Annotated in this window: 22 protein-coding genes; 11 read left to right on the top strand and 11 right to left on the bottom strand. The window is 53.1% G+C overall.

Annotation, left to right across the window (positions count from 1 at the left end; translation table 11 throughout):
- Window positions 1-7: 7 nt before the first annotated feature.
- Both ACQ66Q_RS09920 and ACQ66Q_RS09915 read right to left on the bottom strand, forming a co-directional pair.
- Window positions 8-1396, bottom strand: coding sequence for a sigma-54-dependent transcriptional regulator (locus ACQ66Q_RS09920; RefSeq protein WP_430456656.1), 1389 nt, complete (start codon window positions 1394-1396; stop codon window positions 8-10).
- Window positions 1393-2811 (bottom strand): sensor histidine kinase, encoded by a 1419-nt coding sequence (locus ACQ66Q_RS09915; protein ID WP_430456655.1) that lies wholly within the window; start codon window positions 2809-2811, stop codon window positions 1393-1395. Before ACQ66Q_RS09915 ends, ACQ66Q_RS09920 begins: the two co-directional genes overlap by 4 nt.
- 311 nt (window positions 2812-3122) lie before the next feature.
- On the opposite strand from ACQ66Q_RS09915, the gene ACQ66Q_RS09910 reads away from it, so the two are divergent.
- Window positions 3123-3599, top strand: a complete 477-nt coding sequence (locus ACQ66Q_RS09910) for a hypothetical protein (RefSeq protein WP_430456654.1) — start codon at window positions 3123-3125, stop codon at window positions 3597-3599.
- Between the two features lie 122 nt (window positions 3600-3721).
- Here ACQ66Q_RS09910 and ACQ66Q_RS09905 read toward each other — a convergent pair whose 3' ends face one another.
- The 5 genes from ACQ66Q_RS09905 to ACQ66Q_RS09885 form a co-directional block, all read right to left on the bottom strand.
- On the bottom strand, window positions 3722-5578 hold the full coding sequence (locus tag ACQ66Q_RS09905) for a M2 family metallopeptidase (RefSeq protein WP_430456653.1): 1857 nt from the start codon (window positions 5576-5578) through the stop codon (window positions 3722-3724).
- 177 nt (window positions 5579-5755) lie between these two features.
- On the bottom strand, window positions 5756-6919 hold the full coding sequence (locus tag ACQ66Q_RS09900) for a trans-sulfuration enzyme family protein (RefSeq protein WP_430456652.1): 1164 nt from the start codon (window positions 6917-6919) through the stop codon (window positions 5756-5758).
- Between the two features lie 172 nt (window positions 6920-7091).
- Window positions 7092-8108, bottom strand: a complete 1017-nt coding sequence (locus tag ACQ66Q_RS09895) for an isopenicillin N synthase family dioxygenase (protein WP_430456651.1) — start codon at window positions 8106-8108, stop codon at window positions 7092-7094.
- 477 nt (window positions 8109-8585) lie between these two features.
- Window positions 8586-11465, bottom strand: a complete 2880-nt coding sequence (locus ACQ66Q_RS09890) for a TonB-dependent receptor domain-containing protein (RefSeq protein ID WP_430456650.1) — start codon at window positions 11463-11465, stop codon at window positions 8586-8588.
- Window positions 11466-11702: 237 nt separating this feature from the next.
- Window positions 11703-11849, bottom strand: a complete 147-nt coding sequence (locus tag ACQ66Q_RS09885; protein ID WP_430456649.1) for a hypothetical protein — start codon at window positions 11847-11849, stop codon at window positions 11703-11705.
- A 155-nt stretch (window positions 11850-12004) separates the two neighbouring features.
- Between ACQ66Q_RS09885 and ACQ66Q_RS09880 the strand changes: the two genes are divergently transcribed.
- Complete coding sequence (locus ACQ66Q_RS09880; RefSeq protein ID WP_430456648.1) at window positions 12005-12958, top strand: LysR family transcriptional regulator; 954 nt, start codon at window positions 12005-12007, stop codon at window positions 12956-12958.
- Window positions 12959-13210: 252 nt separating this feature from the next.
- On the opposite strand, the gene ACQ66Q_RS09875 is transcribed toward ACQ66Q_RS09880, so the two are convergent.
- Window positions 13211-13795: a GNAT family N-acetyltransferase gene (locus ACQ66Q_RS09875; protein ID WP_430456647.1), complete on the bottom strand. Its 585-nt coding sequence runs from the start codon at window positions 13793-13795 to the stop codon at window positions 13211-13213.
- Between the two features lie 77 nt (window positions 13796-13872).
- Here ACQ66Q_RS09875 and ACQ66Q_RS09870 point away from each other — a divergent pair, with 77 nt between their 5' ends.
- From ACQ66Q_RS09870 to ACQ66Q_RS09855, 4 genes are all read left to right on the top strand, one after another.
- Window positions 13873-15213 (top strand): NAD(P)/FAD-dependent oxidoreductase, encoded by a 1341-nt coding sequence (locus ACQ66Q_RS09870; protein WP_430456646.1) that lies wholly within the window; start codon window positions 13873-13875, stop codon window positions 15211-15213.
- A gap of 94 nt (window positions 15214-15307) precedes the next feature.
- Window positions 15308-15511, top strand: coding sequence for a hypothetical protein (locus ACQ66Q_RS09865; protein ID WP_430456645.1), 204 nt, complete (start codon window positions 15308-15310; stop codon window positions 15509-15511).
- Window positions 15512-15655: 144 nt separating this feature from the next.
- Complete coding sequence (locus ACQ66Q_RS09860) at window positions 15656-16486, top strand: ABC transporter permease subunit (RefSeq protein WP_430456644.1); 831 nt, start codon at window positions 15656-15658, stop codon at window positions 16484-16486.
- A complete protein-coding gene (locus ACQ66Q_RS09855) occupies window positions 16483-17403 on the top strand; it encodes an ABC transporter ATP-binding protein (RefSeq protein WP_430456643.1) in 921 nt (306 codons plus the stop codon). The genes ACQ66Q_RS09860 and ACQ66Q_RS09855 overlap by 4 nt, the downstream gene beginning before the upstream one ends.
- 22 nt (window positions 17404-17425) lie before the next feature.
- On the opposite strand, the gene fdxA is transcribed toward ACQ66Q_RS09855, so the two are convergent.
- A complete protein-coding gene (gene fdxA / locus ACQ66Q_RS09850; protein ID WP_430456642.1) occupies window positions 17426-17749 on the bottom strand; it encodes a ferredoxin FdxA in 324 nt (107 codons plus the stop codon).
- A gap of 190 nt (window positions 17750-17939) precedes the next feature.
- Between fdxA and ACQ66Q_RS09845 the strand changes: the two genes are divergently transcribed.
- Window positions 17940-19565, top strand: coding sequence for an NAD(P)/FAD-dependent oxidoreductase (locus ACQ66Q_RS09845; protein WP_430456641.1), 1626 nt, complete (start codon window positions 17940-17942; stop codon window positions 19563-19565).
- 63 nt (window positions 19566-19628) lie between these two features.
- Window positions 19629-21344, top strand: a complete 1716-nt coding sequence (locus ACQ66Q_RS09840; protein WP_430456640.1) for a hypothetical protein — start codon at window positions 19629-19631, stop codon at window positions 21342-21344.
- 62 nt (window positions 21345-21406) lie between these two features.
- Here ACQ66Q_RS09840 and ACQ66Q_RS09835 read toward each other — a convergent pair whose 3' ends face one another.
- Window positions 21407-21859, bottom strand: a complete 453-nt coding sequence (locus ACQ66Q_RS09835) for an Lrp/AsnC family transcriptional regulator (RefSeq protein WP_430456639.1) — start codon at window positions 21857-21859, stop codon at window positions 21407-21409.
- A gap of 118 nt (window positions 21860-21977) precedes the next feature.
- On the opposite strand from ACQ66Q_RS09835, the gene yjeH reads away from it, so the two are divergent.
- Window positions 21978-23207: an L-methionine/branched-chain amino acid transporter gene (gene yjeH / locus ACQ66Q_RS09830; protein WP_430456638.1), complete on the top strand. Its 1230-nt coding sequence runs from the start codon at window positions 21978-21980 to the stop codon at window positions 23205-23207.
- Between the two features lie 220 nt (window positions 23208-23427).
- On the top strand, window positions 23428-25341 hold the full coding sequence (locus ACQ66Q_RS09825; protein WP_430456637.1) for a prolyl oligopeptidase family serine peptidase: 1914 nt from the start codon (window positions 23428-23430) through the stop codon (window positions 25339-25341).
- Between the two features lie 77 nt (window positions 25342-25418).
- Here the strand turns inward: ACQ66Q_RS09825 and ACQ66Q_RS09820 are convergent, their stop codons facing one another.
- Entirely contained in the window at window positions 25419-26045 is a 627-nt protein-coding gene (locus ACQ66Q_RS09820; RefSeq protein ID WP_430456636.1) for a LysE family translocator, read from the bottom strand.
- Between the two features lie 158 nt (window positions 26046-26203).
- Between ACQ66Q_RS09820 and ACQ66Q_RS09815 the strand changes: the two genes are divergently transcribed.
- The gene (locus ACQ66Q_RS09815; protein WP_430456635.1) at window positions 26204-26719 is read left to right on the top strand and encodes a DUF1993 domain-containing protein; all 516 of its coding nucleotides are present in this window, start codon (window positions 26204-26206) and stop codon (window positions 26717-26719) included.
- The last annotated feature ends 54 nt before the right edge of the window (window positions 26720-26773 follow it).

Genomic DNA, 26773 nt, shown 5'->3' with positions numbered 1-26773 from the left:
CTCAGGCTCAGCCGGTTAATCCAAATTTCTCCAGCCGGTACAAAAAAGCTTTGTAGGGCAGTTGCAACAAGCGCGCGGCCTGCGCCTTATTGCCATCACAACGCTGCAGTGCCTGTTGCAGACAACTTTTTTCCAGCGTCTCAAAAGCCAGCCCTTCTGACGGCAGGATAAAGCCTGAGGTTGGAGCTTGCCCGGTGTCCGCCTGTAAACCCGCCAGCAATTCCAGTTCATCCTGCAGCAGCACATAACGTTCAATCCGGTTGGCCAGTTCGCGGACATTACCGGGCCAGCGATAGCCGAGCAGTTGCTTCAGTGCCTGTTTACTCAGCACCGGCGCCTGCTGCTGATAACGCTGTTGATGTTGCTGCAGAAAATGCTCCAGCAATCGTGGAATATCTTCACTGCGCTCGCGCAGTGCCGGCATATGCAGTGGCACCACGTTCAGGCGGTAAAACAAATCTTCGCGAAAACGACCTTCACGGACAGCGACGGCCAAATCCTGATGGCTGGCGGCGATGATCCGCACATTGAGTTTAATTTCCTGATGACTGCCGAGGCGGGTCACTGTGCCTTGTTGTAACAACCGCAGTAGTTTGGCCTGCAAGCTCAGCGGCAGTTCGGCGATTTCATCCAGAAAGAGTGTGCCGCCTTCGGCCGCTTCAAATTTGCCGGCTTTGGCTGCATGCGCGCCGGTAAATGCGCCTTTTTCCGCACCAAACAATTCGGCTTCCGCCAGACTTTCCGGAATAGCGCCGCAGTTCAGTGCGATAAAGGGCCCTGGCCGGCGCGGTGATAACTGATGTAGTGCGCGCGCCGCCAGCTCTTTACCGGTGCCGCTTTCCCCGCTGATCAGCACTGTCACATCTGTGCCGGAAATGCGCTGAATGCGCTGAAACAGCTGCTGCATACAAGGGGCGTGGCCGATGATATCGACCAGTTGTTGCTGTTCACTGAGCGCGGCACTCAATTGCTGATTTTGTTTACGCAGGCTGCGGGCGCGAAGGCCTTTACGCACTGCCAGCAATAATTCCTGCCGCTTAAACGGCTTAGCCAGATAGTCGTCGGCGCCGGCCTGAATAGCCTCGACCGCATGACTGACCGAGCCATAGGCGGTCGCAATGACAAAACCGAGCGTTGGATAATGCGCTTTGCAATAATCCAGCAGTTCTAAGCCGCTCAGGCTGCCCAGTTTCCAGTCACTGAATACCAGCGCAATGTCCGGTTGTTGCTGCAATTGCAGGATAGCCGCCGGCACGCTGTCGGCATTACAGACGCGATAACCTTCCGCCTGCAATAATTCGCTGACCAGCTGGCGTTGGCTATGATCATCTTCGACCACCAGTAGCTGCGGTTGCTGTAACGACAGCGCTTGATGGGTCTCTTGGGGCATGCTCATAAACAAATCTCCGTGCCGAGCCTGATCTGTGCCAATACGCCACCTTCAGGTCTGTTGTGCAGGCGGATATCACCCTGGTAATACATCTGCAGCAGCCGCTTTGCCAGATAAAGACCCATACCGGCACCTTCGGCTTTGCTGCTGATATGCGGCTGAAACAGGCTGGCGGCGACTTCTGCACTCAGCCCAGGCCCCTGATCGCTGACTTCAAAATAAATGCCGTCGGGTTCGCGCCACAACTTCAGGCAAACCGAACCCGGCTCTGGGCTGGCTTCTACCGCATTGCTGACCAGCACATGCAGAATAAAACGCAGTTCTGCTTCAGCGCCGCGGCAATACAGCGCTTGCGCCGCCAGCTGCAGTTGTTGTGCGGAGAATTCCAGACAAAGGTCCTGTAGCACAGTTTTCAGTGCAACCGACGCGCTGCGGTCGACACCCTGACAGCTCAGTGTCAGCAAGGTGGTCAGCGTGCGGTTGATATGCTGCATTTTTTGTTCAATTAACTGCTGCAATACCGGGTCACTGCCGGGTAGCTGTTCGAGCGCCAATGCCATGGTGTGGATTGGGTTGCGCAGCGCATGAACCAGGCCACGGCTGACTTCACCCAGTTCCACCAGTTGTTGCTGGCGGGCTAGTTCGGCCTTTTGTTGCTGCAAGGCCGCGAGCTCAGTACTGGCCTGATTAAACTGCTGCAGTGCCAGCCGATATTCTGCCAGCGGTGCATCGGTGTCCAGCTGAATACCAGCTTCGCCTTGTGCCAGTGCACGAAAGCCCCGCACCAGTTGCTGCAACGGCTGCAACAGACGCGAGCCAAACCACAACAGTAGCAGCAACGCCAGCGCGGTGGTCAGCGCCAGCGCCAACAACTGGTAGCCCAAGTACTGACTAATCAGCTGCTGACTGGAACCACTGGTCTTTAAGCGGAACTGACTGACCCAATGCTGCGGCGCTGTGCTTTGCTGCTGTAATTCGGACAAGGTTTGTTCCAGCTGCAGGTTTAAGTCGAGATCGACCGGCATCGGCTGTTTTCCATCAACAGGCCCCTGTTGTTTCATCTGGACGATGGTGATGCCATTCTCCAGTTTTCGTACCTCCACTTGCCGCTCCGCAGGCGTGGTTGGCGTAGCGGCGGTCTGTGCTTGAGGTTGTTGCTCTGAATGTGAGGATGTTGGCTGCCGCGAGCCATCATCACTACTGAAAACCTGCACCGCGCTGTCGGTGTTAAAGACAAACTGATGCTGCAGCTTTTCAGCGGTGCGGGCCAGAATGATCCGGCTCAGCGCCTGACTTTGTTCACTGAGCTGTTGCTGCAGTTGCTGTTGAAACCACCACAGCGTCAGCGCCTGACTGAGCCCCAGCAGCACAAACAGACCACAGACGCTCACGATCACCGCTTTTGGCATATTAAATGACATGAATCTTCCTGCTGCTGAGTTTGGAATGAACCTGTACTCGTTGTTATCGCAAGTTCAGTGCCAGTGCAATTGAGTAATTCACATTGATAACGCACTGAAATAAAACACTTTTTAAAGTATGTCAGGCGAGCTGACGCTCAGCATGGCTGATATCGGCAGATTGATCTGCTCATTTCGGGATATTTTCACTGTATTCGCAAGTACCAAATTCTAACTACTTGAAAATTAACAAGAAAAATTATGGCATCAAACTTCCTATAGCTATGCGTCTGAGTCCGCAACCGGACTCTTTTTCCCCAAGGAGCAAAACGATGAAAAAATCTACTCTGCAGCTGATGGTGTTTCCGCTGTTGCTGTTGTCTTTGACCGCCTGTGCTCAAGCCGGTGCCAGCCCGGAGCCAGCAGAAAAAGTCACACAAAAAAAACAAACTAAAGTGTTGGTGCTGAATGATGCGGACGGCAAAACATTTAAATGGGACAGCAGCCAAAGCCCAGCCGAGCTGGATAAAGCGCTGGCGGACTTGCCGGCGGAAAAACGCGATAAAATCCGCAGCATCATCGAACAAATGAAATCCAACACACCGGGTGAACCTCATTTGCTGGTGAAAACACTCAACGGTGACGATCTGGACCTCGATATCAAAGTGATCACCGATAAAGTCGTGATGCATAAAATGGTGGCCGGTGAAGGTCATGAGTTTGAGCTGGTGAAAAAATTACTGGCCAGCGGCAAATTCAGTAAAGAACAACTTCAGGAGTTACAAAAGCAGCTCGACAATAAGTTCTGAACTGCCCTGCAGCTACGTCTGGAAAGCCTCGATCCGGCGCTGCGCTGGCTGAATGCGTGTCTGACAGCATAAAAAAGGGCAGCCGGCGCTGCCCTTTGCTTTCACAACGCAATCAACTCAAATTACCAGCCACATTGGCGGCCTTTGTTTTGTTCGTCGAGGTAACTTTGCAGCGGCGCAAAGTAGGCCTGGATCGCTGAGGCGTCCATATCCGGTTTACCGGTCAGGGTTGCTAACGCGTCCTGCCACGGTTTGCTGGCACCCATTTCCAGCATGGCATTCAGCGCTGTGCCGGCTTCTTTGCTGTTATAAATTGAACAGCGATGGATAGGGCCGGCATCTTTGGCGATTTCACACAGCGCTTTGTGGAACTGGAACTGCAGAATATGCGCAAGGAAATAACGGGTATAAGGCGTATTGGCCGGCACATGAAACTTGGCGCCGGCATCAAAATCAGCTTCAGACCTTGCCAGCGGGGCTGAAACGCCCTGATATTTCTCCCGCAGTTTCCACCAGGCTTCGTTATATTGCTCTGGTTTCACCTGACCGGAAAACACCTGCCAGCGCCACTGATCGACCAACAAACCAAAAGGCAGGAAGGCCACTTTATCCAGCGCCATTTTCATCAACAAGCCAATGTCTTTGGATTCGTCCGGTACTTGTTCGAGCAAGCCAATTTGCTGCAGGTACTTGGGCGTGACCGACAACGCGATGGTGTCACCAATGGCTTCGTGGAAACCGTCGTTGGCGCTATCCTGATAAAACACCGGCTGATGTTTGTAGGCGCGTTGATAGAAGTTGTGCCCCAGTTCATGGTGAATGACCGCGAACTCTTCACCGGTTTTTTCGATACACATCTTGATGCGTAAATCGTCTTTGGCGTCTAAATCCCAGGCTGAGGCGTGGCAAATCACGTCGCGATCACGCGGCTTGGTAAACTGCGAGCGGGTCCAGAAAGTTTCCGGCAGCGGTGCAAAACCCAAAGAGGTAAAGAAGCCTTCGGCGCCTTTGACCATTTTCAGCTCGTCGTAGCCTTTGTCCGCCAGCAGCTTGGTGACGTCGTAACCTGGATCTGAGTTCTCTGGCGCCACTAGATCATAAATATTGCCCCAGGTTTGCGCCCACATGTTGCCGAGTAAATGCGCTGGGATTGGTTTGTCCTGCGGCACTTTGTCGGTCCCATATTTTTCGCCGAGTTTAGCGCGGACATGGCAATGCAGCGCCTGATACAGCGGCTTCACGGCGCCCCATTGTTTATCCAGTTCCGCCGCAAATGCGTCGGCATCCATATCATATTTAGAGCGCCACATCGCGCCGGTATCGGTATAACCGAGTTCACGAGCCCCTTCGTTAGCGAGCTCTACCTGCCGCACATATAAAGGTTTCATCGGGGCTGCGGTGTCGTGCCAGCCTTTCCACATTTCCAGCTGTTCATCAAAACTGCGTGAACTGGCCATCACGGCCGACATTTCACCGAGCGCCATTTCTTTGCCGGCGGTCGTGGTGTATTTACCTTTGCCGTACATCGCGTTCAGTTTGGCGACAATGCCCGCCAGTTCTTCGGTTTTGGCCGGATCTTTGGGGGCGGCTAAAGTCAGTGCCAGTTTCAGTTTATCCAGCTGGCGGCGGGTGTCGGCATCGACCTGAGTGTCATTGAAACGCGCCGCTTCGTTGGCCAGCGCGACCACAGCTTCGGTCAGTTTTTTGTTGTAATCAGCGGACAGCGCTTCAGTGTCTTCAGTGATGTAGGTATTGGCGATCCAGTCGGCGCGATTGACTTCGAGCAGTAACTGGCGGGTTTGTTCGGACGCCTTGGCGACAAACGCTTTGGCTTCTTCTGCGGTTGGTGTGGCGGTTGCTGCTGCGGCCTGAGCCGGCGCGACCGGCGTATCCGTGGCTGGTTTACTGGCTGGCTGACAACCGAGTAAAGCGCCGGCAACCAGCACTGCGATTAACGTAGGTTGGAAAGATGTTTTCATAAGTGTTCCTGAGTTTTTATTATGAGGCTCTTGAGCCTTGCCAGTATTGGCTTGCAGGGAGGTGAAAGCAAATCTGATCAGTGTGACGAAATTGACAAATGTGACGGCAGGATAAAAAAAGACCGGGCTGGTTGCCCGGTCGGTATCGTTAGTGGTGGGTCTGCATACTGAGGAGACTCAGACCTTCGCCAGCGCCTGCGCTAAATCCGCCAGCAAATCTTCGATGTCTTCGACACCAATGCTTAAGCGTATCAGGTTGTCGGTGACATTCGCGCGGACGCGGTCTTGCGCCGTCATCGCGGCATGGGTGGTGCTGGCGGGGTGACAGGCCAGACTTTCCAGGTCGCCTAAACTGACGGCCTGCGCGAACAGGGTCAGGTTGTCGAGCAAGCGGGCGCAGGCGTCAAAGCCGCCATGAAGTTCCAGCGCCACCATCCCGCCAAAACCAGCTGCTGTATCAGCAATGGCCTGATGGCCTAGATGAGACGGTAAACCCGGGAAATACACTGCGCCGACTTGAGGCTGCGCAGCGAGAAACGCAGCGACGGCTTTGGCGTTGTCGCAGTGTGCCCGCATCCGCAGTGGCAGCGTTTTCACGCCGCGTTGCAGTAAATACGCTTCTTGTGGCCCCATCGGCACACCGATATGTTTCAGCGCTACAGTACGCACGCGCTGGATCAGTGGGCCGTTACCGGCAATCACACCGGCGATAATGTCGCCATGGCCACACAGGTATTTGGTACCGCTATGCATGACTAAATCGGCGCCAATGCTCAGTGGCTGAAACAGGGCTGGGGTCAGGAAGGTGTTATCACAGACGGTAATAGCACCGATTTGTTTCGCCACAGCAATGATTTTGCGGCTGTCGACGACCTTCAGCGTTGGATTGGTGACCGGCTCCCATAACACCAACTTAGTATTTGGATTGTGGCGGCTGACAAAATCATCGTCTGAGCTGTAACTAACTACTTTGACGCCGGCACGCACTAAGGTATTGCGTAAAAACGCGTCAGTGCCGCCGTAGACCGGGTCGATAAAGGCGACTTCATCACCTTGTTGCGTTAGCGCGTAGACAATCGAACTGATCGCTGCCATGCCGCTCGCAACCACCACGGCTTCATCAGCGCCTTCCAGTGCCGCCAGTTTCTGTTCCAGTGCACTCGAAGTTGGGTTGGCAAAACGGCTGTAGATATAACCCGGATTTTTACCAGCAAAGCGGTCTTTGCCTTCCTGCGCGGTGCCATAGCTGTAAGTACTGGTCAGATAGACCGGGGTATTTAACGCGCCGGTGGACGGGTCTGGTTGTTGGCCGGCATGAACTGCCAGCGTTTGCATTTTCATTGGGAATTCCCTGTAAAAAAGAGGGCGGATTGGCGCTTGCACAGGCATTGGCGCAATCGTTAACAAAAAGGTCTGCGAAGTGCGGCAAGCCTAACCAATCCAGCAAAAAAAACCGAGCCATCCGGACGCGCAGCTTGCTTGGTGGCTGCGCCCGATGGGCTTGTGGCAACTGTTAACTGGCGTTTGCCAGCTCCGGATAATGACGGGCTGCGACATCGCGATGCGAACGTAGCCGGCCTTTGAGTGTGTTATCGCCGACCTGACGCAGCAGCGGATTGGCCGGATCTGTCGCCGGTCCTTGCGCTTCTGCGGCGAGTTCGGCACTCAGTGGCAGCAGCGGAACTGTGGCATCCAGCTGCGCCGCCATAAAAAATGCCACTGAGTAGCGGTCTTGTTGTTCTGGACTGGTGACGCGGTGCGTGGTGGCTTTCAGGTAGCCATTCGACGCCATCTCCAGCAACTCGCCGATATTAACGACAAATGCACCTGGTACCGGTTTGGCCCGTACCCAACCGTCGGCAGTTTCAACCTCGAGGCCAGCCTGTTGGTCCTGCATTACCAGCGTCAGATAACCCGGGTCTTTGTGCGCGCCAACGCCCTGTTTGCTGGCATTCGCAGCAGCCACAGGATAACGAACTATTTTCATATGCTGATACGGGCCTTCCTGGCCATTCAGACCGGCAATAGTGTGATCCAGTGCATCGACCGGCAATGCCAGCGCTTCTAGCATGGCGCGCAATAAGGTGACAGTGACGTCGGTCAGCTGCTGCTGAAAAGCCAGCAAGGCAGGTTTCAGCGCCGGCAAGGCCGTCGGCCACTGATTCGGCCCGACTAAACGGCGCCACAGTGCATTGCTGGTAGGAAGGCCGACGACTGCGTCTTCACGCATGATGTCAAACTGCTCACGCTGGTCTGGTTGACCGCGGGTCAGCTCGCCGTTTAAGCGGGTGTAACCACGAAAGTGCGCCGAGTTCAGCATCTGCACCTGAGTTTTCTCCGCCAGCGGCAAGGCAAAAAATTCTCGGCCGAGCGCCAGCACCTGTTGTTGGGTTTGTGGGCTGATGCCATGACCGGTCAGGTAAAAAAAGCCGACATCCCGCGACGCAACACGCAGCTGGCGTAAAAACTCCGCCCGGTGTTCCCCATGGTATTGCGCTAAATCCAGCATAGGTAAAGTGGCTGTGGTCATGATCAACTCCGCATCTTCAGTTTGCCGCAGTATCAGTACGGCGGTAATTGCGGCGCATTTAACCAGCAGATGAAGTGTTGAAAAAGCAGCAATTGCTGCTTACTCAGATGTTTTGGTTATAACCGGATGTCTGGGCGTTTAGCGGTTTGATTAATATTCTGGTTATATGTGATAACGCTGGGTATTACAGCGTCAGATAGGCGTGTGCTCTATTTTAACCATTTGAAAAATAATGACATTTGTGGGTAACTCTGACATGTTTGGCATGCTCAGCGGCCAGACTTTCAGACTTCTCTATACAACCACGTCGACTTATTCAGAACAAAGTAGCATAAGCCACCCTGGTGTCTTGTGATTAACCGTTAGCCGCGGGCCGGCCATAACGGCAATCCGCGCATTCCGTTCGGACTGTGTTCGCAAATATTGCAGATAAAAAAGGCGGGGAACTCCCCGCCTGATTAGTTCATTTAACCGGACTTACATTTTGTAAGACACTGTGGTGTAGAAGAACTGGCCGATATTGTCGTAGCTGGCTGAACCGGTACCTGTACCAGTCGTTACGCCTGGCAGGTTGCGGTCAAACAGGTTGTCGATACCAACGCTCCAGTTCACGCCGTTTTCAAACTGGTAACCCAGGCTGATGTCGGTGATGAAGTAGCTGCCGTAGCCCATGATGTCAACCGGATCCGGGTTGGTTACCAGGTCCTGATCAGAATACAGGCTGACTGCGCTTAAGTGACGGGTTTTCCAGCTTGCAGTCCAGGCATCACGAGCGTAAGAAACTGTGAAGTTTTCCTGCCATACCGCTTCACCTTCAGTGCCGGCGTTCTGTTCAAACACAGACGGATTGTCTTGGAACGAGAAGGTTTTGCGTGAATCCAGGTAAGTGCCTAACAGTTTGGTTTTGATACGACCGCCAGCGGCGTCAAAATCATAACCAATTTCAAAATCAACACCTTCCGCGGTTTGCGCGGCAACGTTCTGCGTGATCGAGGTGATCAGCTTCAGTTCGCGGCTACTAGCGTCGCGTTTGATCAGCGCACAGAACTGGTTGTTGATACCACTTGGGCTATCGACACACTTGTTCAGAATGTCTTGTGCAGCCACTGATGAAATGGCGTCGTCGATATCAATTGACCAGTAGTCGACAGTGAATGTCAGGTTCTCAATCAGCTCTGGCTGATAGACAGCACCGACAGTATAAGAGGTTGATTCCTCTGGTTGCAGATTTGGGTTGCCGCCAGATAAACCTTCAATCGTGGACGCTGTTGCTGTCGGGTCGAAGTTCACTGGAATACCCAGTGCCTTACAGTTTTGAACACGCAGCGCGCTTTGATTGTACTCTTTGCCACATGGATCGTAGACGCTGAAATAAGTCTGATTTTGTGGGCCATACAACTCACCGATGTTTGGCGCACGCAGCGCCACTGAGTAAGTTGAACGTACGCGGACTTCGTCAGTCACTGTCCAGTCCAGACCGGTTTTCCAGCTGGTGGCATTGCCGATAGAGCTGTAGTCTGCAACACGAACTGCGGCATCAAAGGTCAGATCCTGGATCAGGAAAACGTCAGCCACGAGCGGGGCGGTGATCTCAGCAAAAGCTTCTTTGACGTTGAATTTACCGTGTTCTTCCTGCAGCGCGTTTAAGAAAGTTGCGCCTGTGGCCGCAAAAGCGTCTGGTACTGAATCACTTTGCTCATGACGGAATTCGGTACCGGCAGCAAAACCAACCATACCGGCTGGTAATTCAAACAAAGCGCTGTTGGCTACGCTGGCGTTAACAACTTCTTGCTGAATAGTGCTGGTCGAACGTGAGTTCGTGTTAAACCAGGCGCTGGCAGCCGGGTTTACTGCACCATTACCAAACACGCTGGTCGGTACACAGCCAGCAGCACGAGCTGCAGCATCGCGACAGACGATGTTGCCATTGCTGTCTTTGACTGCATCAATCGATTGCGCGAAGTTTTTCCGGATCAGGTTGTTGAAGTTTTCCTGTTCCAGTTTAGTTTCGCCATAGACCGCATAGGTCTCATAGCTCCAGTCATCGTTCAGGTTACCGTCCAGTGAAATCACGGCACGGTTGGTGATCCGGGTGTTATTTTCCATCCGGCGACCGGCGTCTTTGTTAAAACGGTGCAGATAGACAGCATCCAAATCGTTTTTAGCCATCAGAGCAGCTAAAGTCGGGTGAATGTAAGGGTTGTCTGCTTTCATTTCCAACGCAGTGTCATATTCGAAGAATGATGGCTGACCGGCGCTGTCACCTTTACTGACGACATGCTTCACTTCCGCGCTTAACATGTGGTCGTCGTTCAGTTCATAGTTCGTTTTTGCATTGAAGTTGTAACGTTTAAACTCTGGCTGTAAGTCCTGGTATTCTTTCAGGTCCAGCAGATCACAGTTGCTGCAGCGGCCCCATTCACCATAGGTAGTGCCAACATTCTGCAGGCGGACAGAACCATCTTTGTTAAAGGTGTACCAATTCAGTGCATCGCCTTCTTCCAGATAGAAGTTGCCGTTCACTGAACTGTCATACCATCCGGTATTTGGCAGCGTGATACGGTCCGGAATACCGTCATGAATGGTGGCGCCTGTGACCGGGTCTTTTTTGTCTTTGCTGGCGGAGTTGCGAACGTTCATATAAGGCGTGCGGGTTAACGAACGCTCTTTCGCGTTCAGGACGCGTTGGCCAGACACTTCAGCGGCAAATGCGGCGTTACCGCGACCACCGGCATAATCGCTGCCGTAAGAGAAGTTAAATTTGTTGTTGTTGTATGGATTGTCATTGGCTTTGCCGGCCGTGGCACTGACTTCCAGGCCTTCAATATTTTTCTTCAGCTTGAAGTTGACCACGCCAGTAACCGCATCGGCACCGTAAACAGCAGAAGCGCCGCCGGTGATGATTTCAACGGATTCGATCCAGGCGGTCGGAATGGTATTGGTATCGACAGAAGCAGAGCCTGCGCTTGATGAAACATGGCGTTTACCGTCAACCAGCACCAACGTGCGGTCTGCGCCCATGCCACGTAAGTCCAGCAGGTTTAAACCAGCAGTACCGATATAGTTACCTGAGTTGGCCATTGAATAGGTAGAAGCCAGTGCTGGTAACTCGTTTAATACTTCACCGATGTTCAGTGCACCGGTTTCCATCAGTTCAGTACCAGAAATTGACGTGACAGGTGACGGAGCAATAGCGCCTTCGCGCATGATGCGGGAGCCTGTGACCTGAACGCGTTCAACCGGCTCAGCTGCGGTGGTTTGCTGCGCGATAGCTGCGGTGCTTAATAATGCTGCAGAAGTGGCTGCGGCTGTCAGACTAAGTCTGATCGCCTGAGTTAATAATGGATGACGGAACATGTGTACCTCTGAATGCCTGCCGTGCCCGATCCTTTGCAGGACCAGTAGCCGGCGAGTTCTGTTTTGACAAAATTGCCCAAACCTGGGGCGGCGGATTCTATAGAAAAAATGGTTAAAGACCAGACCGAATGCGGTCAATGCCATTTATCCATGCGTTAATTGCACAAAAAACACACGCGCGATGTGTTTTTTGGCAATTAAGTGATTATTGTATTAACAAAATATTTATTAAACATTTCATTTGTAACATTTTGTCTCATCGCATGGGGCGGCATGTTCATCAGGCGGTATCACTTCGGCTGGCGCCTGCTTGCTGCTGGTGACCTGATAGCCGTCCATTTCCAGTAATCCTTTGGCGATCGCATATAAAATCTGCAGAAACATCACTTTTCCTCCACTGAACAAATTCTGCACAATGATACGCATCGCAGGTGGTGCTGATTAGCAGGTCATTTCAGGACAGATTGTTTCCAACAAGAAACAATCAGGCTATTTTTCTTTTGATACACTAGCCGAAATGATCTGCTTTGGAGGTTCTGATGTCATTGCTGCAACGCTTAAGTGATATGGCGATTTTCGCCCGGGTGGCCGAAACCGGCAGTTTTACCCAAGCAGCCGTGGCGCTGCAAATGTCCAAAGGCGCGGTCAGTAAGGCTATCAGCCGGCTGGAGCAGCATTTATCGGTGCGGTTGTTGCAGCGCACTACCCGGCAAATCCGTTTAACCGCTGAAGGTCAGGCGTTTTTTGCCTATTGCCAGCAAGTGGTGCGGCAGGCCGATCAGGCAGAGCATCATCTGGATGAAATGCGCGACGAACCGGCCGGCACCATCCGCATCAGTGTGGCAGTGACTTATGGCAGCAAAATCATCGCGCCTTTGTTGCCAGAGTTGTTGCAGCGTTATCCGAAATTAAGAGTGGAACTGGATTTAACCGATCGGCTGGTTGATTTGGTCGGCGAAGAAGTGGATGTCGCGATCCGTTTTGGCCGATTGGTCAGTTCTAGCCTGATCGCAAGGCCGCTGACTAAGTTGCCGATAGTGTTGGTCGGTGCGCCGGCTTATCTGGCGCAAGCCGGTATCCCACAGCATCCGCGGGACTTAACCCAACATAGCTGCCTCAGTACTGACAACAGCCCGCAAGAGCGTTACTGGCGCTTTACCGATCAAGGTCAGCCGCTGGAAGTGCTGACGCAGGGCCCGCTGCACGCCAACAGCAATCGTGCGCTGAAACCGGCAGTGCTGGCCGGCGTCGGTCTGATGTACGTTACGCGGTATCAGGTCGCGAATGAAATTGATGCAGGCCGGTTGGTGCCGATCCTGACCGAATATATGCCAGAGCCGTTACCTGTACACTTGGTGTATCCGCATCGGGTGCATATGAAAGCCGGCGTGAAAGTTGTGCTGCAGTATTTGCAATGCCGGCTCAGCCCGCAAACACATTGCCAGAGCACCACACAAGCAGTGGCAGAACGTGTGGTTGACCTCGCCAGTTAAGCAGAAAAACTCATTGTAAGCGCTTGCATAGCACCGAGCGCTCTGTCATATTAAAACTTCATGTAACCGCTTACATTTGCTGTGTTGCGTCCCGGCACCGGCAGTTTGACAGGCATAAGCGGGTTCCACGTGAAACGGTGTGATGTGTTGTCTGTATCCTTGATACCGACCTTGGCCAAGTCAGTTTCCGGCTCCCCCGCAGTTTCCTCTGCCTGCCGTTTGTCATCCCGGCAAACAGAGGAAACTGTTTTTTCAGCGCAGTCGCAACAGCATTTCTGCAGCATCACAATGGCAATCAAAGCCACAGCGCACACATTCATAACCGTTCAGACTGTCTTCGCGCCACTTGTCCGGATGGATCTTGACTAGCTCACCACCATGTTTACTGAAATACCTTACGGCTGCATTGCCCGGACTTTGCACCCACAAATGGGCCACGCCGGCTAACGCCCCTTGAGCGATAAAAGCCTGTATTGATAACTTCAACAAAGCGCCGCCGATGCCACTGCCTTGCAGATCAGGCCGCACCGTATTGCATTTGAAATAACCCACTTGCGCCACCGGGATCCCCCATAGTGTCGGACTACACCATTGATCTGGCTGCCATTGGCCGGGCGCAAAGGCCAGCCTGAAGCCAGCTAAGCCCTGACTGTCCAGCGCCACTACGCCGGCGTTGTGGTGGTCTTTTTGGCCCTGCTGATAATAAGTATTGATGAGCTCTGCCGTGAGATAGCCATCGCCGTGTACCTGATTGCCCAAAGCGATGACCGCAGCAAAATGCGCCGGTGACAGTGGTTGATATTCGATGGTGGCGTTGCAGTGCTGAGCCTGTGACATAACAGATCCGAATGGCTTGGAAATTACGTTTTATCTTGCCATGATGCATCAGGAATTGCAGTAATCAGGGTTTTCTTATGTACGATCCGCTTCACGACTTTTCACCTGGCCAGGGTCAGCCGTATCCCGACAGTTACTGGGCTGCGCATTCAGGGCCAGCGCCAGCGGATGATGGCGCATTGACGCAGGATTGCACTGTTGATGTCGCGATTATCGGCGCCGGTTATACCGGTTTATCTGCGGCTTATCATCTGGCGACGGAACACGGCGTCAAAGCGCTGGTATTGGAAGCGAATCAGACTGCCTGGGGCTGCAGCGGCCGTAACGCAGGTTTTGTGCTGAAATCCAGTGGTCGCAAACCCTATGCCCAGATGCAGAAGCAATGGGGTGAAGCGGTAATGCGTGGGGTTTATCAGGAATTTAATGCCGGTTTGGACCGGGTGCGCCAGCTGATCAGCCTTGGCATTGATTGTGATCAACAGGAGCCTGGTTATCTGCGGATGGCGCATAAACCGTCGATGGTGCCGACATTGCAGGCGCAGGCCCGTTTGCTGCAGCAGACCTTTGGTGCCGAAGTAGAGCTACTAAGCCGCAGTGAGGTGCATCAGCAATATGTCGCGGACCAGCAAAGTTTTGGCGCGTTACGTTTTGCCGATGCCTTTGGCGTCAATCCACTGAAATTGGCCTGGGGTTATCAGCAATTGGCCCGCAGCGCCGGTGCGATGATCCATACTGCCAGTCCCGTGCAACAATGGCTGACCGATGGACGCACACAGGTATTGCATACGCCACAAGCCGTGGTGCGGGCCCGCAAGGTGATCCTGGCGACCAATGGCTATACACCGAAGCAACTGCATCCGGGTGTGCAATCCCGTACTTTGCCGGTATTGTCGCAAATCATCGTCACTGAGCCACTTAGCGCGGCCCAGCTGGCGGCCTGTAATCTATTGACCAGTCAGGTGGTCATGGATACCCGGGCTTTGAAATACTATTACCGAAAATTACCCGATAACCGGATTTTGTTTGGCGGGCGTGGTGCTATTACCGGCCGGGATGCGGAAAATCCGTTTTATGCTGAGCGTCTGCTCGAGGTGTTAAAGCTGAGCTTCCCGGCATTACACAATCTGCGTTATGACTACCAGTGGTCCGGTTGGATTTGCATGTCATTGGATGATATTCCCCATATTTATCAGGCCGATGCGCATGCTGATGTGGTGTACAGCATGGGGTATTGTGGCAGTGGTTTGTCATTTTCAGTGCAGGCAGGGAAACGGCTGGCGGATAAAGTGATGGGGCTGGCGCAACCGGATTTACCATTATTTCAGTCAGCCCTGCCGAAATTTCCATTGGCACCGCTGCGCCGGGTCGGTCAGTGGGGTTATTTCCACTACGGAAAGCTAAAAGACCAATGGTGGTGATTATTTAATCTACGTAAATTTAGTAAATATATTGTTGCAATGCGTTTGGGCTGGCGCTATGGTGAGATCTCTTCATGGATTAGGAGATGTCACAATGGAATTGTTGACTATGGACTGGTCAGGCTTTGTCCTCACATTTTTCTTCATCTACGGTTTTTATGCGCCTTGTCTGCTGACATTGCTTGATCAGCAGTATGGGCTGCGACAGCGTTTATTCGCATTATTACCCTGTTTGTTGTTGTCATGGTTCGGTTATTGGCTGAGTCAGCGCCAGTTGAAATATGGTGATTTACTGTGATCTGGTGTGAAAATGACTAATTTTTAGTTATTTTTTGTCATCAGGTATGGTATTTGAAAGATAAACTTATTTGATTTCATTTAGTTAGCACTTGGTACTATCCTTGCCAAACAGAACAATCTGAACTGTAAAAAGGAAGTCCTTATGCCCGGTCCCTTGCCTCTGTTGTTCCGCCAGACCTGGTTGTACAGCCGTTTCGAACTGCATCGTTTATTCATGACCCCCAGGGGCTGGTTTGCGCTGGCCGCTTTTACCACTATCTGGTATTTCCTGCTGCGTTATCCAATCTATCAGGCCAGTGTGCAACTGCAGGAACCTGAGATCCAACAAATGCTCAGTGGCATGCTGGGCATGGTGGGAATGTACAATCTGCTGAACTGGTCATTGCCGGAGTTATCGGTGTACTGGGCCATGACGGTATTTTTTATGCCGTTGGCTGTGATGTTCTCGGCTGCCGATCAGACCTGTACTGACCGCTCGCGTGGCACTTTACGTTTTCTGACGTTACGTTCCAGTCGGGACAGTATCTTTTTTGGCCGCTTTATCGGACAGCTGCTGGTGCAGGCGCTGCTGATTGGCCTGAGTCTGCTGGCGACATTAGTGCTGGCAGTATGGCGTGTTGGTGAATTGCCGCCGGCGGCACTGAATGCGGCTTTGCTGATCTGGCTGAATTTGTTGATTGTGTTAATGCCTTTTACCGCACTGATGGCGTTGTGCTCAGCGCTAGTGCGCTCCAGCCGGCTGGCGATCAGTCTGGCGATTGTCAGTATCGGCGCAGTGGCCGGTGTCTTGGGTTACCTGGTTTGGCACTTCCCGGATCTGCGTGCGGTGCTGGAATATCTGCCCGGTGCCCAATTGCCTATGTTATTAGGTGCTCAGGGCTGGGATACGCTGAAACACAGCGGGTTACCTTTGCTGCAGACGGTGGTGTTGTTAATTGCCGGTCGTTTCGTGATGCAGGAGAAAGCATTATGAGTTATCTGATTGAAGCGAGAAATTTAAGCAAATCTTTTGGTCAGAAAACGGTATTGCAGGATCTGACCTTCAGTCTGCCGGCCGGTGAACCTATTGCGCTGATTGGCCCGAATGGCGCCGGTAAAACCACTTTATTCAGCTTACTGTGTGGTTATCTGCCGGCTAGCAGCGGCGAGTTAAAAGTACTAGGTCACAAACCCGGCAGCAGCGCCTTGTTTGGTCGGGTCAGTGCCTTGCCGCAGGATGCGATGCTGGACCCGAATTTTTCTTTACTGACCCAGTTGAGCTTTTTTGGTCAGCTGCAAGGCATGAGCAAATCAACCGCGGTGGCAGAAAGTCGGCGCGTGCTGAGTCTGGTTGACCTCGCAGCGAACGCAGAGCAAAAAGCCACTGCGCTCAGTCACGGTATGCGCAAGCGGGTCGCGATAGCACAGGCGCTGATGGGCAGTCCGGAGCTGGTAATGCTGGATGAGCCAACCGCCGGCCTGGATCCGGTCAATGCGCTGCAGGTGCGTCAGCTGATCGCCAAATTGTCGAATGAAGCCAGTTTTATCATCAGTTCGCATAATATTTTTGAATTGGAACGGCTGTGCGGCACCGTGTTGTATCTGGAGAACGGCAAGCTGGTGCAGCAGAGTCAGGTGCATAGCGCGTCGACTCAAGGCTATCTGACGCTGACTTTGGAAGCTGGCGCGCAAACTGATGTACTACCGATCCTCAGGCAGTTACCCGGCGTGATCAGTGTCAGCGATAGTCAGAAACATGAGTATGTGTTGCAGTTTGATGCCGAGCTGGCACCCGACTTTGACTTAACGCTGTTAATGGCGCTGCGCCAGCACGGCTGGCGTTACCGCATGCTGACCAAAGGCCAGACGCTGGAACAACAGTTGTTTGCTGTGACAGCAAAACAGGCCTGAAGCCGCCGGAGCAACGATCTGGTCAGGTTTGCAGATATTTCAGTTTGTCCGGCACGCCGTTCCAGGCGTCGGCGTCGGCTGGTGCCGGCTCAACTTCGGTGATGTTGGGCCAGATCTCACTGAGTTCGGCATTCAGCTCCAGAAATGCCTCCTGACCCGGCGGTAAAGCATCCTGCTGATAAATCGCCTGGGCCGGACACTCGGGTTCGCACAAAGCGCAATCGATACACGCGGTTGGGCTAATCACCAAAAAATTTGGTCCGGCAAAAAACGCATCAGCCGGGCAGACGGCCACACAGTCGGTGTATTTGCATTTGATGCAATTGTCAGTTACTACAAAGGCCATGACAGCGTTTCCTGAAGTTAATGCCGGTTGGATCCGGCGAATTGTAATGCAGCGCATTGAAATTACAAGCGCCGCAAGACCGGCAGAAAACCGGACAAAAGTGCCGGTTTGACGTAAAATAGCGGTTTTATTTCTGCTTTGTGAGCGAAAGCGTGCTGCGTTTTCGCCATGACACCAACAGGAAAGTCCAATGATCCGCATTAACGAATTAAAACTGCCACTGAATCACAGCGAAGCCGATTTACCTGCCGCCATTTGCGCCCGGCTGAAACTGCAGCCTGAACAACTCTTACAATTCACCGTGTTTAAACGGGGTGTCGATGCGCGGAAAAAATCCGATATTCAGCTCACTTACACCTTAGATGTCGACACCGATCACAATGCGCGGGTATTGGCAGCATTTAGCAAAGATGAACAGATCCGCCCGGCACCAGATACCAGCTACAAGTTCGTCGCCAAAGCACCGGAACAACTGACCGAGCGACCGATCGTGATAGGACTCGGGCCTTGTGGCCTGTTCGCCGGTTTATTGCTGGCGGAAATGGGCTTTAATCCAATCATTGTGGAGCGCGGCAAAGAAGTGCGCGAGCGCACCAAAGACACTTTTGGTTTCTGGCGGAAAAAACCGCTGAATACGGAATCCAACGTGCAGTTTGGTGAAGGCGGTGCCGGCACGTTCTCCGATGGCAAACTTTACAGCCAGGTCAAAGATCCGAAACATTATGGCCGTAAAGTCATGAGTGAGTTTGTCAAAGCTGGTGCGCCTGAAGAAATCATGTACGTCAGCAAACCGCATATCGGTACTTTTAAGCTGGTGACGATGGTTGAAAAAATGCGCGCGCGCATCATCGAACTGGGTGGCGAGATCCGCTTCAGCACCCGCGTCGATGACATTCTGCGGGACGGCGAACAACTGACTGGCGTGCGGCTGAGTGATGGCAGCGAACTATATAGCCGTTATGTGGTGCTGGCGGTTGGTCACAGCGCGCGCGACACCTTTGAAATGCTGTTTAAGCGCGATGTTTACATTGAAGCCAAGCCGTTTTCGGTTGGATTTCGCATCGAACACCGCCAGTCGATGATCGACGAATGCCGTTATGGTACCAGCGCCGGCCATCCGTTATTGGGGGCGGCGGATTATAAATTAGTGCATCACGGCAGTAACAACCGCACTGTGTACAGTTTCTGTATGTGTCCGGGCGGGACTGTGGTTGCGGCGGCGTCGGAAGAAGGCCGTGTGGTCACCAATGGCATGAGCCAATACTCGCGCAACGAACGTAATGCCAACAGCGCCATTGTGGTCGGCATCGATCCGGAACGTGATTTTCCCGGTCATCCGCTGGCGGGTATTGAGCTGCAACGCAAACTGGAAGCGCAGGCCTTTGTGCTGGGCGGCAGCAATTATGATGCGCCGGCGCAGCGGGTCGGCGATTTCCTCGCCGGGGTGCCTTCAACTGAATTCGGCGACGTGTTACCCAGTTATACGCCGGGCGTCAAACTGACTGACTTGTCAGCAGTGTTGCCAGATTTTGTTATTGCCGCGATTCGCGAAGCGATCCCGGCATTTGATAAACAAATCAAAGGATTTGCGCGCGAAGAAGGTTTGCTGACCGGCGTGGAAACCCGTACTTCATCACCGATTTGCATCAAACGCGGCCCAGACTATCAGAGCCTGAATACCAAAGGGTTATTTCCAGCCGGTGAAGGTGCAGGTTATGCTGGCGGTATTCTGTCAGCAGGTATTGATGGGATTAAAGTAGCCGAAGCGGTTGCACTGGCCATGTTGGGACAACCGGTGCCGACGGGCCGTCGCTAACAACATTCAACAGATCTGATGCGTGACCGGCGCAACTACCGGCGATTAACGAAGGAGTAAGGAATGCGGAAAAGTTTGATCGCTGCAGCCGTGATTGCAGCAGGGGTATTTGCCTGGTACAAATTTGGCGCGCCGCAAAGCGCAGGTCAGCTGGGTGCACTGGACTATGTGCCAGCCGACACCGCAGTATTTTCCGCCCAGCTGGAGCCGGTCGATCTGCCGAGCTATCTGAGCAGCATCGGCATGGGGCCGCAATATTACAGCGCTGCGGCGCTGGAGCAGCTGGATGCGCAGCTGCAGGCTGCCCAGAGCAGTAGTGAAAAATTTGTGCTTGCGTTGGGCCGGCAGTATTTATCTGCACTGGCAACACCAACGGAAATCAGTGTGAAGACCGGTATCAAAACCCAGATGCGCAGCCTGCTGTATTTGGTGGGGGTGGCGCCAGTACTGAAAGTCGAGCTGGGTGATGAAAAAGCTTTTTGGGCCATGTTTGATGCGATTGAACAACAAAGTGGTCTGAGTCATAGTCCTCAGCAGCTCAGTGAGCAAAAGTACCGGCAGTACAAACTCAGTCATGAAGAGCTGACGCTGGATTTATTGGTCAGTGTCAAAGATGGTTGGGCGACGTTAACCCTGACCTCTGACAAGCTCGATCCGTCTCATCTTGCCATCGCGCTGGGTACGCAAAAACCGGAACAGAGCCTGCAAAGTACCAAGTATTTACAGCACATCAGTAAAAAATACGAGTTAGATCAGGGTTCTGTTGGTTATGTCAGCAGCCTTGAACTGAGTAAAGTGCTGACTAGCAAAGACGGCAACCGACTGGCGAAAGATGTCGAAGCCATTATGGGCACTGAGCTTGGTGTGGCATTCGCGCCATGGCGTGAAGCCAATTGTCAGACCGACGTCGCTGCTATCGCGACCAGCTGGCCGGGTTTGTTCGCGTCGAACCGTTTTAACATCGCTGCGGCAGCGACCACAGTACACAGCAAATTACTGATCCCAACGGAAAACACGCAAACGATCGCCGCACTGGAACAGTTGCAGGGGTTTATCCCGGCAGGTTTAGGTGAAATCAGCGGTCAGACTGCGTTATTGGAAATGGCGCTTGGCATCGACGTTGGTCAGCTATCGGCTTCTGTCGGCAAGTTATGGGATAGCCTGACCACGACGCAGTATCAGTGTGCGCCACTAGTGGAATGGCAACAGGCGCTGAAACAAAACAACCCGATGCCGATGTTGATGATGGCTGGGATGGCCGCCGGTGTGCAGGGGCTGTCACTGAAAGTGAATCAGCTGGAAATTGACGCGGTGCAACAAGTCCCTAAAACGGCTGATGCGTTGTTTGTGCTCAGTGCCAGTAACGTGAAGCAGTTGTTTGACAGCGTAAAAGCGCTGCAACCTTCGTTAGCGAGCGTGGAACTGCCAGCCGCCGGCGAAACCTTGCCACTTGCAGACAAAATTCCTGAACTGGCCATGCTGGGTATTAAGCCAAGCCTGATGGCGTCAGAGCACCATCTGATGATTTTCAGCGGTGATAAAGCACAGCAGCAAGCCAAAGAACTCAGCACGCAGCCGCTGAGTAAATCGGGTCTGTTGGCGTTTGGTATGGATTATCAGCAGTTCTTCAGCGTGTTAAAAGGCACACTGGAAAGTACTGGTGAGCCGGTACCAGCAGAGCTGGCGCAGCTGATGCAAACCAATATGCAAGTGGGTATGCAGATGAAAGCGGTGCCGCAGGGCATTCTGCTGCAGTCGACGATGCAAATGGCTAAATGAGCTAACATTCGCTGAAACTGGCCCGCGTGCGGGCCTTTTTTGTCGGTGTGTTGCGCCGCAGTTTATGCCGGCACTATAGACATTTCATCAGTTTGCGGAGTAAACCACTGGCTCATCACCATATGGGTTCTGATCCGCACAATATCCGGGTGCGCATCAATTTGCTCACGGATATGATGCAGACGTTCCATGCTGTCAGCTTCGACAAACAGCATCAAATCGACCTCACCACTGATACCGTGACAGGATTTCAGTTCAGAAAAACTGCGTAAAAATGGGATCAGCTCCTGACAGCGTGCTGCTTTGTGTTGCAGTTCAAAATAGGCCCGGACTTTAGCTTCTGTGGCAGCGCCTAACACGACCTGATAGCCCAGAATGACTTTCTGCTGTTCTAACTTGCGGATCCGTTCGGTAACCGCACTGCGCGACAGATGCACGGCCGCAGCGATGTCGGAGACGCTTTGTCTGGCGTTTTGCCTCAGCTGTTGCAGGATCTGCTGATCAAATTTATCCACTTGTGGCTACTCCGGTGAAATTGCCGGTTGCTCCGTCATTTTGACGGTAAGACCTGACAAACTGGCGGCGTTGGCTGCGTTACAATGCATTTTTCTGCTATTTGAACGGAAGCATCCGATGAAAGCAACAGGCGGTATTGGCCGTTATCAGGGCGCAGCGTTGCTCGCGACGACATTATTGGGCACCGGTGTCTTTATTTTGCCGCAAGTGTCGTTACAGCAAGCCGGTGGTGCGGCGATTGGCATCTGGTTGGTGCTGACCTTGTTGGCGGTGCCGATCACTGTCATTTTTGGTGCGCTGGCCGGCGCCATCCCAAATGCCGCCGGTCCTGCTCATTTTGTCGGCGAAGCCTTTGGTGCTGTGGCCGGGCGGGTAATGGGGCTGCTGTTTTTGCTGGTGGTGCCGGTCGGTGGCTCCGCGGCATTGTTGATGACCTGGTCATTCATCGAGCCCTGGTTTGGTGCGCAATATCAGTTAAGCGGCCAGTTGTTGTTTCTTGGTGTGTTGTTCGCGTTAAACCGGGTTGGCTTCCAGTTGTCTGCCCGCCTGCAACTCGGATTAACGCTGGCTATTGTCGCCGTCGTCTTGCTGCTGCTCGGGGCGTTTTTCTGGCAAGGCGCACCGCTCACGGCGCCCATACTGGAATTGCCAGCCTGGAGCGGTATCAGCGCCGCGCTGGCGCTGGGCTTCTGGAGTTTTCTTGGGGTTGAAGCCATGACCCACCTGGCACAGGATTTTCGCGATCCGGCCCGCGACATGGTACCGGCGCTGCTCATTGGTTTATTGCTGGTTGGCCTGATCTATCTTGGCTGCAGTGCTTTGTTGTGGGCTTTGGCTGCGCCAGGGGAGTCGCTGACGATGGCACAAGCCTTTGATCGGCTTTGCGGCGGTTATGGACAGTGGGTCATCGGCATTCTGGGTCTGTGCAGTGGTCTGGCAACGGTCAATGTCTACACCGCAAGCGTGGCTCGGCTGACCTGGAGTTTCAGTCAGCAAGGCGTGTTGCCGGCCTGGTTTCAGCCACTGAACCGACATCAGGTGCCGGAACGGGCTTTGTATTTGATCATCGGCTTGATGGCTGCCGTGATCCTCGGGTCTTCGCCATTTCCGCAACAGCTGGAAGCGCTGATTGGCTGGGTTAACGGTGTGTTTGCGGTGATTTATCTGGCGTCTATGTTGGCTGCACTGAAGTTGTTGCCAAGCCGCTATCGTGCGACGGCCATCGTCAGTGCCTTGTTGTGTCTGGGTTTGATGCTGACCCTGGGGACGTTGTTGTGGTATGCCGTGGCAATTATGCTGCTGACCACGCCATTGCTGTGGTGGCAGCAACGCCACCGCCAACTCTGACGGCTACATATAAATTCTGATCCCGACAGTTCATTTGCTGAAATAACCGCCTTCGGGCGGTTTTTTGATCTTCAGCCGCCGATTTGCTACATCGCACTATGCGATGTTAAGTTTTTGTTTTAAACATTGTGCCTGCTGCTTTTTTGCTCTAGTTTGGCTACAACGACAGTTGTCGTGACAGCCTCTTTGTTACTGCCAGACTACATATAAAGGGAATGCTATGAAAACAATGAGTTATCCACTATTGGCCCTGACAGCCAGCTTATTGCTGGCGTGTGGCAAAGCGCCAGAGGTGCCGGCCACCCCTCAAGCAGCAGCTGCAGCGCCGGTAAAATTAAGTCAGTACACCCCGGAGCAGTTTTACGCCACCAAATCTTATCTGGGCAACGATATCAATGCGAGCGGTGACGCGATGCTGGTGGCCTCTGACGAAACCGGCGTGTTCAACCTGTATAAAGTCAGCGTGGACGGCAAAAACTGGCAACCACTGACTCAATCCACGACCGATGCCATCATGCCGGTCAGCTGGTTCCCGCAGGACGACCGGGTGTTATACAGCGCCGATCAGGGCGGCAACGAGCTGGACCATCTGTATGTGCGTGAATTAGATGGCTCGGTGAAAGACCTGACGCCGGGTGACAAACTCAAAGCAATGTTTGTCGACTGGGCCGCCGATGGCAGTTTTTATGTGCTGACCAACGAGCGCGACGCCAAATTTTTTGACCTGTATAAATATGATGGCAAAAGCTATCAGCGCAGTCTGGTCTACCAGAATGACGCCGGCTATGACGTGGCCGGTATCAGCCCGGATGGCCGGTATCTCGCCGCGATTAAGTCGCGCACCAATGCTGACAACAATGTGCATTTAATTGATTTATCAGCTGAAAAACCAACAGAAACGCTGGTGACTCCCCATCAGGGCAATATCACCCATCAGGTTTACAGTTTCAGCCGTGACAGCAAAACGTTGATTTTTGGCACTGATGAACAATCAGAATTCAGTCAGGCGATGGCGTTTGATATTGCATCCGGCAAAGCCACACTGTTTAGCAAAGCCGACTGGGACATCATGTATATCGGCTTTAGCAAAGACAATAAATTCCGCGTCGAAGGCGTCAATGCCGATGCCGCGACTAAAGTGACGATCGTGGATCAGCAAAGCGGTCAGCCGCTGACGTTGCCGGCATTACCGGCCGGTGACTTACGCAGTGTTGAATTTGCTGATGACGGCAAGACGCTGAGTTTTTATCTCAATGCCGACAACAGCCCATCCAATCTGTATGTCTGGACTATCGGCAGCCCCAAAGCAGAGCGGTTAACGCAGGCACTCGACAAAGCCATTGATGAATCTGTGCTGGTCGTCAGTGAAGTGGTGCGTTTCCCAAGTTTTGATGGCCTGCAAATTCCGGCGCTGTTGTACAAACCAAAACAAGCGACCAATACCGCGCAAGTCCCGGCATTGATCTGGATCCACGGTGGTCCTGGTGGTCAGTCGCGCACCGGTTACAGTGCGTCTATTCAGCATCTGGTGAATCAGGGTTATGCGGTGCTGGCGGTGAACAACCGTGGCAGCAGTGGTTACGGCAAAACCTTTTTCCACCTCGATGATTTAAAACACGGTGAACATGACTTACAGGACATCGTCTACGGCAAAAAATATCTGCAGTCGCTGGATTGGATTGCTGACGAGCGCATCGGTGTGATGGGCGGCAGTTATGGCGGTTACCTGACGATGGCGGCGATGGCGTTCACTGACGAGTTTAAAGTTGGTATTAATATCTTTGGCGTGACCAACTGGGTGCGGACACTGGAGAGTATTCCGCCCTGGTGGGAATCGTTCCGTGAATCTTTATATGCCGAACTTGGCGATCCGGCCAAAGATGGCGAGCGCTTACGCCGTATCTCGCCGGTGTTTCATGGGGATAAAGTGAAAAAGCCGGTGCTGGTGGTGCAAGGCGCCAATGACCCGCGGGTCTTGCAGGTTGAAAGTGACGAAATGGTCGCCGCAATCAAGAAAAACGGTGTGCCGGTGGAATATGTATTGTTCCCGGACGAAGGCCATGGTTTTGTGAAAAAAGCCAACCGCATCAGTGCACAGCAAGCTTATTTGAAGTTTTTACAGACGCATCTGTAACAGCAAGATCCCGCAAATAACAAACAGCGCCAAAGGCGCTGTTTTTTTATGCACATCACGAGGCGGCATGGAAGCCGCTACGGCAGGCTGGTCACCAGTTTTAAGCCCAGTAATCCCATCACAGTGCCGGCAGTACGGTCGATACCGGTTTTAAATTTCAGATAAGCCTGACGCGGCGCTTCCGCCGACAATAAATACGCCACCAGAATGTACCAGCCGCCATCGATCACCAACGCCAGCAGCGGCAGGACCGCGTAAAACCAAAGCGGAATGGTGGCCGGCAACAATGCTGAAAACACACTGGCAAACACAATCGCCGTTTTTGGATTGCTGAGCTGCGTCAGCAAACCGCTGAAAAAGGCGCGGCGCAGGCTGATCATCGCGACCGGGCTCTCAGTCTGCACTTGCAGTGGCGCTTTGGCGCCGCGGAATATCAGATAGCCGAGATACAGCAGATACAAACCACCCACAACTTTTAACGCCCAGAATGCCATCGGTACCGCGGTCAGCACAGCATGCACGCCTAACAGGGCCAATACAGCAAAAGTTCCGGCACCGAGGCCCATGCCACAGGCGGTCGCCAGACCATGGCGGCGCGACAGGGCAATTGAATTGCGGGCGACGACAATAAAACTCGGGCCGGGGCTGACGGCGCCGACCGCTAAAGCACTGGCGATCGCCAGTGCAGACCAGATTGCATCCATCAGTGTCCTCAAAGAAATAAGCCAAAACAGCAGAAGCAACAAATTACCCTGCACAGTTACGTGCTGCAAGTGACGAATCGCTGGAGCAGCAGCTTGAAATTGCCGAACCGCGCGCCCATCTCTGCTGCACAGGCATCGGGCCTCAATCGGAGAGAGATATGATTTACCAACTGACAGTGCCACAATTCAGCAAAATGCTGGATAACCTCAGCGTCATTTTGCAAAAAGCGGCGGCCTATGCCGATAGTAAAAAATTTGATGTGACAGTGCTGCTGAATAGCCGGCTGGCACCAGATCAGTTTGCTTTGATCCGTCAGGTACAAATTACCTGCGATACCGCAAAACTTGGCGTTGCGCGTTTAACCGGTACTGTCGATCAGGCACCAAAACATGCCGACGACGAGACCACGCTGGAGCAGTTACAACAGCGCATTCGCGATACACAGGCGTATCTGGCAACCTTCAGTGCGGCTGATTTTGCCAATGCCGCGACACAAGTCATCACCCAGCCACGCTGGGAAGGCAAAACGCTGAGTGGCGAAGAGTTCCTGCTGCAACATGTGATCCCGAACTTCTATTTCCACCTGACCACGACCTACGCCATTTTGCGTCACAACGGCGTTGATGTCGGTAAAAAAGATTATCTGGGCCCAATGCCGTATCGCGCGGCCTGATTCGATTTATCTTCAGATTGAACCCGCTGCGGCCTGTGTTGGTCGCAGCGGGGC

It is taken from the genome of Rheinheimera sp., from assembly GCF_965283995.1.
Lineage (GTDB): Bacteria > Pseudomonadota > Gammaproteobacteria > Enterobacterales > Alteromonadaceae > Pararheinheimera.
The sequence above is the reverse complement of the archived record's forward strand: the minus strand, read 5'-3'. Positions and strand labels throughout refer to the sequence as shown.

What these genes read in the sequence shown, in the direction of transcription:
- ACQ66Q_RS09920 (WP_430456656.1), bottom strand. Translation starts at nt 1,396, where the DNA reads ATGAGCATGCCCCAAGAGACCCATCAAGCGCTGTCGTTACAGCAACCG.
- ACQ66Q_RS09915 (WP_430456655.1), bottom strand. Translation starts at nt 2,811, where the DNA reads ATGTCATTTAATATGCCAAAAGCGGTGATCGTGAGCGTCTGTGGTCTG.
- ACQ66Q_RS09910 (WP_430456654.1), top strand. Translation starts at nt 3,123, where the DNA reads ATGAAAAAATCTACTCTGCAGCTGATGGTGTTTCCGCTGTTGCTGTTG.
- ACQ66Q_RS09905 (WP_430456653.1), bottom strand. Translation starts at nt 5,578, where the DNA reads ATGAAAACATCTTTCCAACCTACGTTAATCGCAGTGCTGGTTGCCGGC.
- ACQ66Q_RS09900 (WP_430456652.1), bottom strand. Translation starts at nt 6,919, where the DNA reads ATGAAAATGCAAACGCTGGCAGTTCATGCCGGCCAACAACCAGACCCG.
- ACQ66Q_RS09895 (WP_430456651.1), bottom strand. Translation starts at nt 8,108, where the DNA reads ATGACCACAGCCACTTTACCTATGCTGGATTTAGCGCAATACCATGGG.
- ACQ66Q_RS09890 (WP_430456650.1), bottom strand. Translation starts at nt 11,465, where the DNA reads ATGTTCCGTCATCCATTATTAACTCAGGCGATCAGACTTAGTCTGACA.
- ACQ66Q_RS09885 (WP_430456649.1), bottom strand. Translation starts at nt 11,849, where the DNA reads ATGTTTCTGCAGATTTTATATGCGATCGCCAAAGGATTACTGGAAATG.
- ACQ66Q_RS09880 (WP_430456648.1), top strand. Translation starts at nt 12,005, where the DNA reads ATGTCATTGCTGCAACGCTTAAGTGATATGGCGATTTTCGCCCGGGTG.
- ACQ66Q_RS09875 (WP_430456647.1), bottom strand. Translation starts at nt 13,795, where the DNA reads ATGTCACAGGCTCAGCACTGCAACGCCACCATCGAATATCAACCACTG.
- ACQ66Q_RS09870 (WP_430456646.1), top strand. Translation starts at nt 13,873, where the DNA reads ATGTACGATCCGCTTCACGACTTTTCACCTGGCCAGGGTCAGCCGTAT.
- ACQ66Q_RS09865 (WP_430456645.1), top strand. Translation starts at nt 15,308, where the DNA reads ATGGAATTGTTGACTATGGACTGGTCAGGCTTTGTCCTCACATTTTTC.
- ACQ66Q_RS09860 (WP_430456644.1), top strand. Translation starts at nt 15,656, where the DNA reads ATGCCCGGTCCCTTGCCTCTGTTGTTCCGCCAGACCTGGTTGTACAGC.
- ACQ66Q_RS09855 (WP_430456643.1), top strand. Translation starts at nt 16,483, where the DNA reads ATGAGTTATCTGATTGAAGCGAGAAATTTAAGCAAATCTTTTGGTCAG.
- fdxA (WP_430456642.1), bottom strand. Translation starts at nt 17,749, where the DNA reads ATGGCCTTTGTAGTAACTGACAATTGCATCAAATGCAAATACACCGAC.
- ACQ66Q_RS09845 (WP_430456641.1), top strand. Translation starts at nt 17,940, where the DNA reads ATGATCCGCATTAACGAATTAAAACTGCCACTGAATCACAGCGAAGCC.
- ACQ66Q_RS09840 (WP_430456640.1), top strand. Translation starts at nt 19,629, where the DNA reads ATGCGGAAAAGTTTGATCGCTGCAGCCGTGATTGCAGCAGGGGTATTT.
- yjeH (WP_430456638.1), top strand. Translation starts at nt 21,978, where the DNA reads ATGAAAGCAACAGGCGGTATTGGCCGTTATCAGGGCGCAGCGTTGCTC.
- ACQ66Q_RS09825 (WP_430456637.1), top strand. Translation starts at nt 23,428, where the DNA reads ATGAAAACAATGAGTTATCCACTATTGGCCCTGACAGCCAGCTTATTG.
- ACQ66Q_RS09820 (WP_430456636.1), bottom strand. Translation starts at nt 26,045, where the DNA reads ATGGATGCAATCTGGTCTGCACTGGCGATCGCCAGTGCTTTAGCGGTC.
- ACQ66Q_RS09815 (WP_430456635.1), top strand. Translation starts at nt 26,204, where the DNA reads ATGATTTACCAACTGACAGTGCCACAATTCAGCAAAATGCTGGATAAC.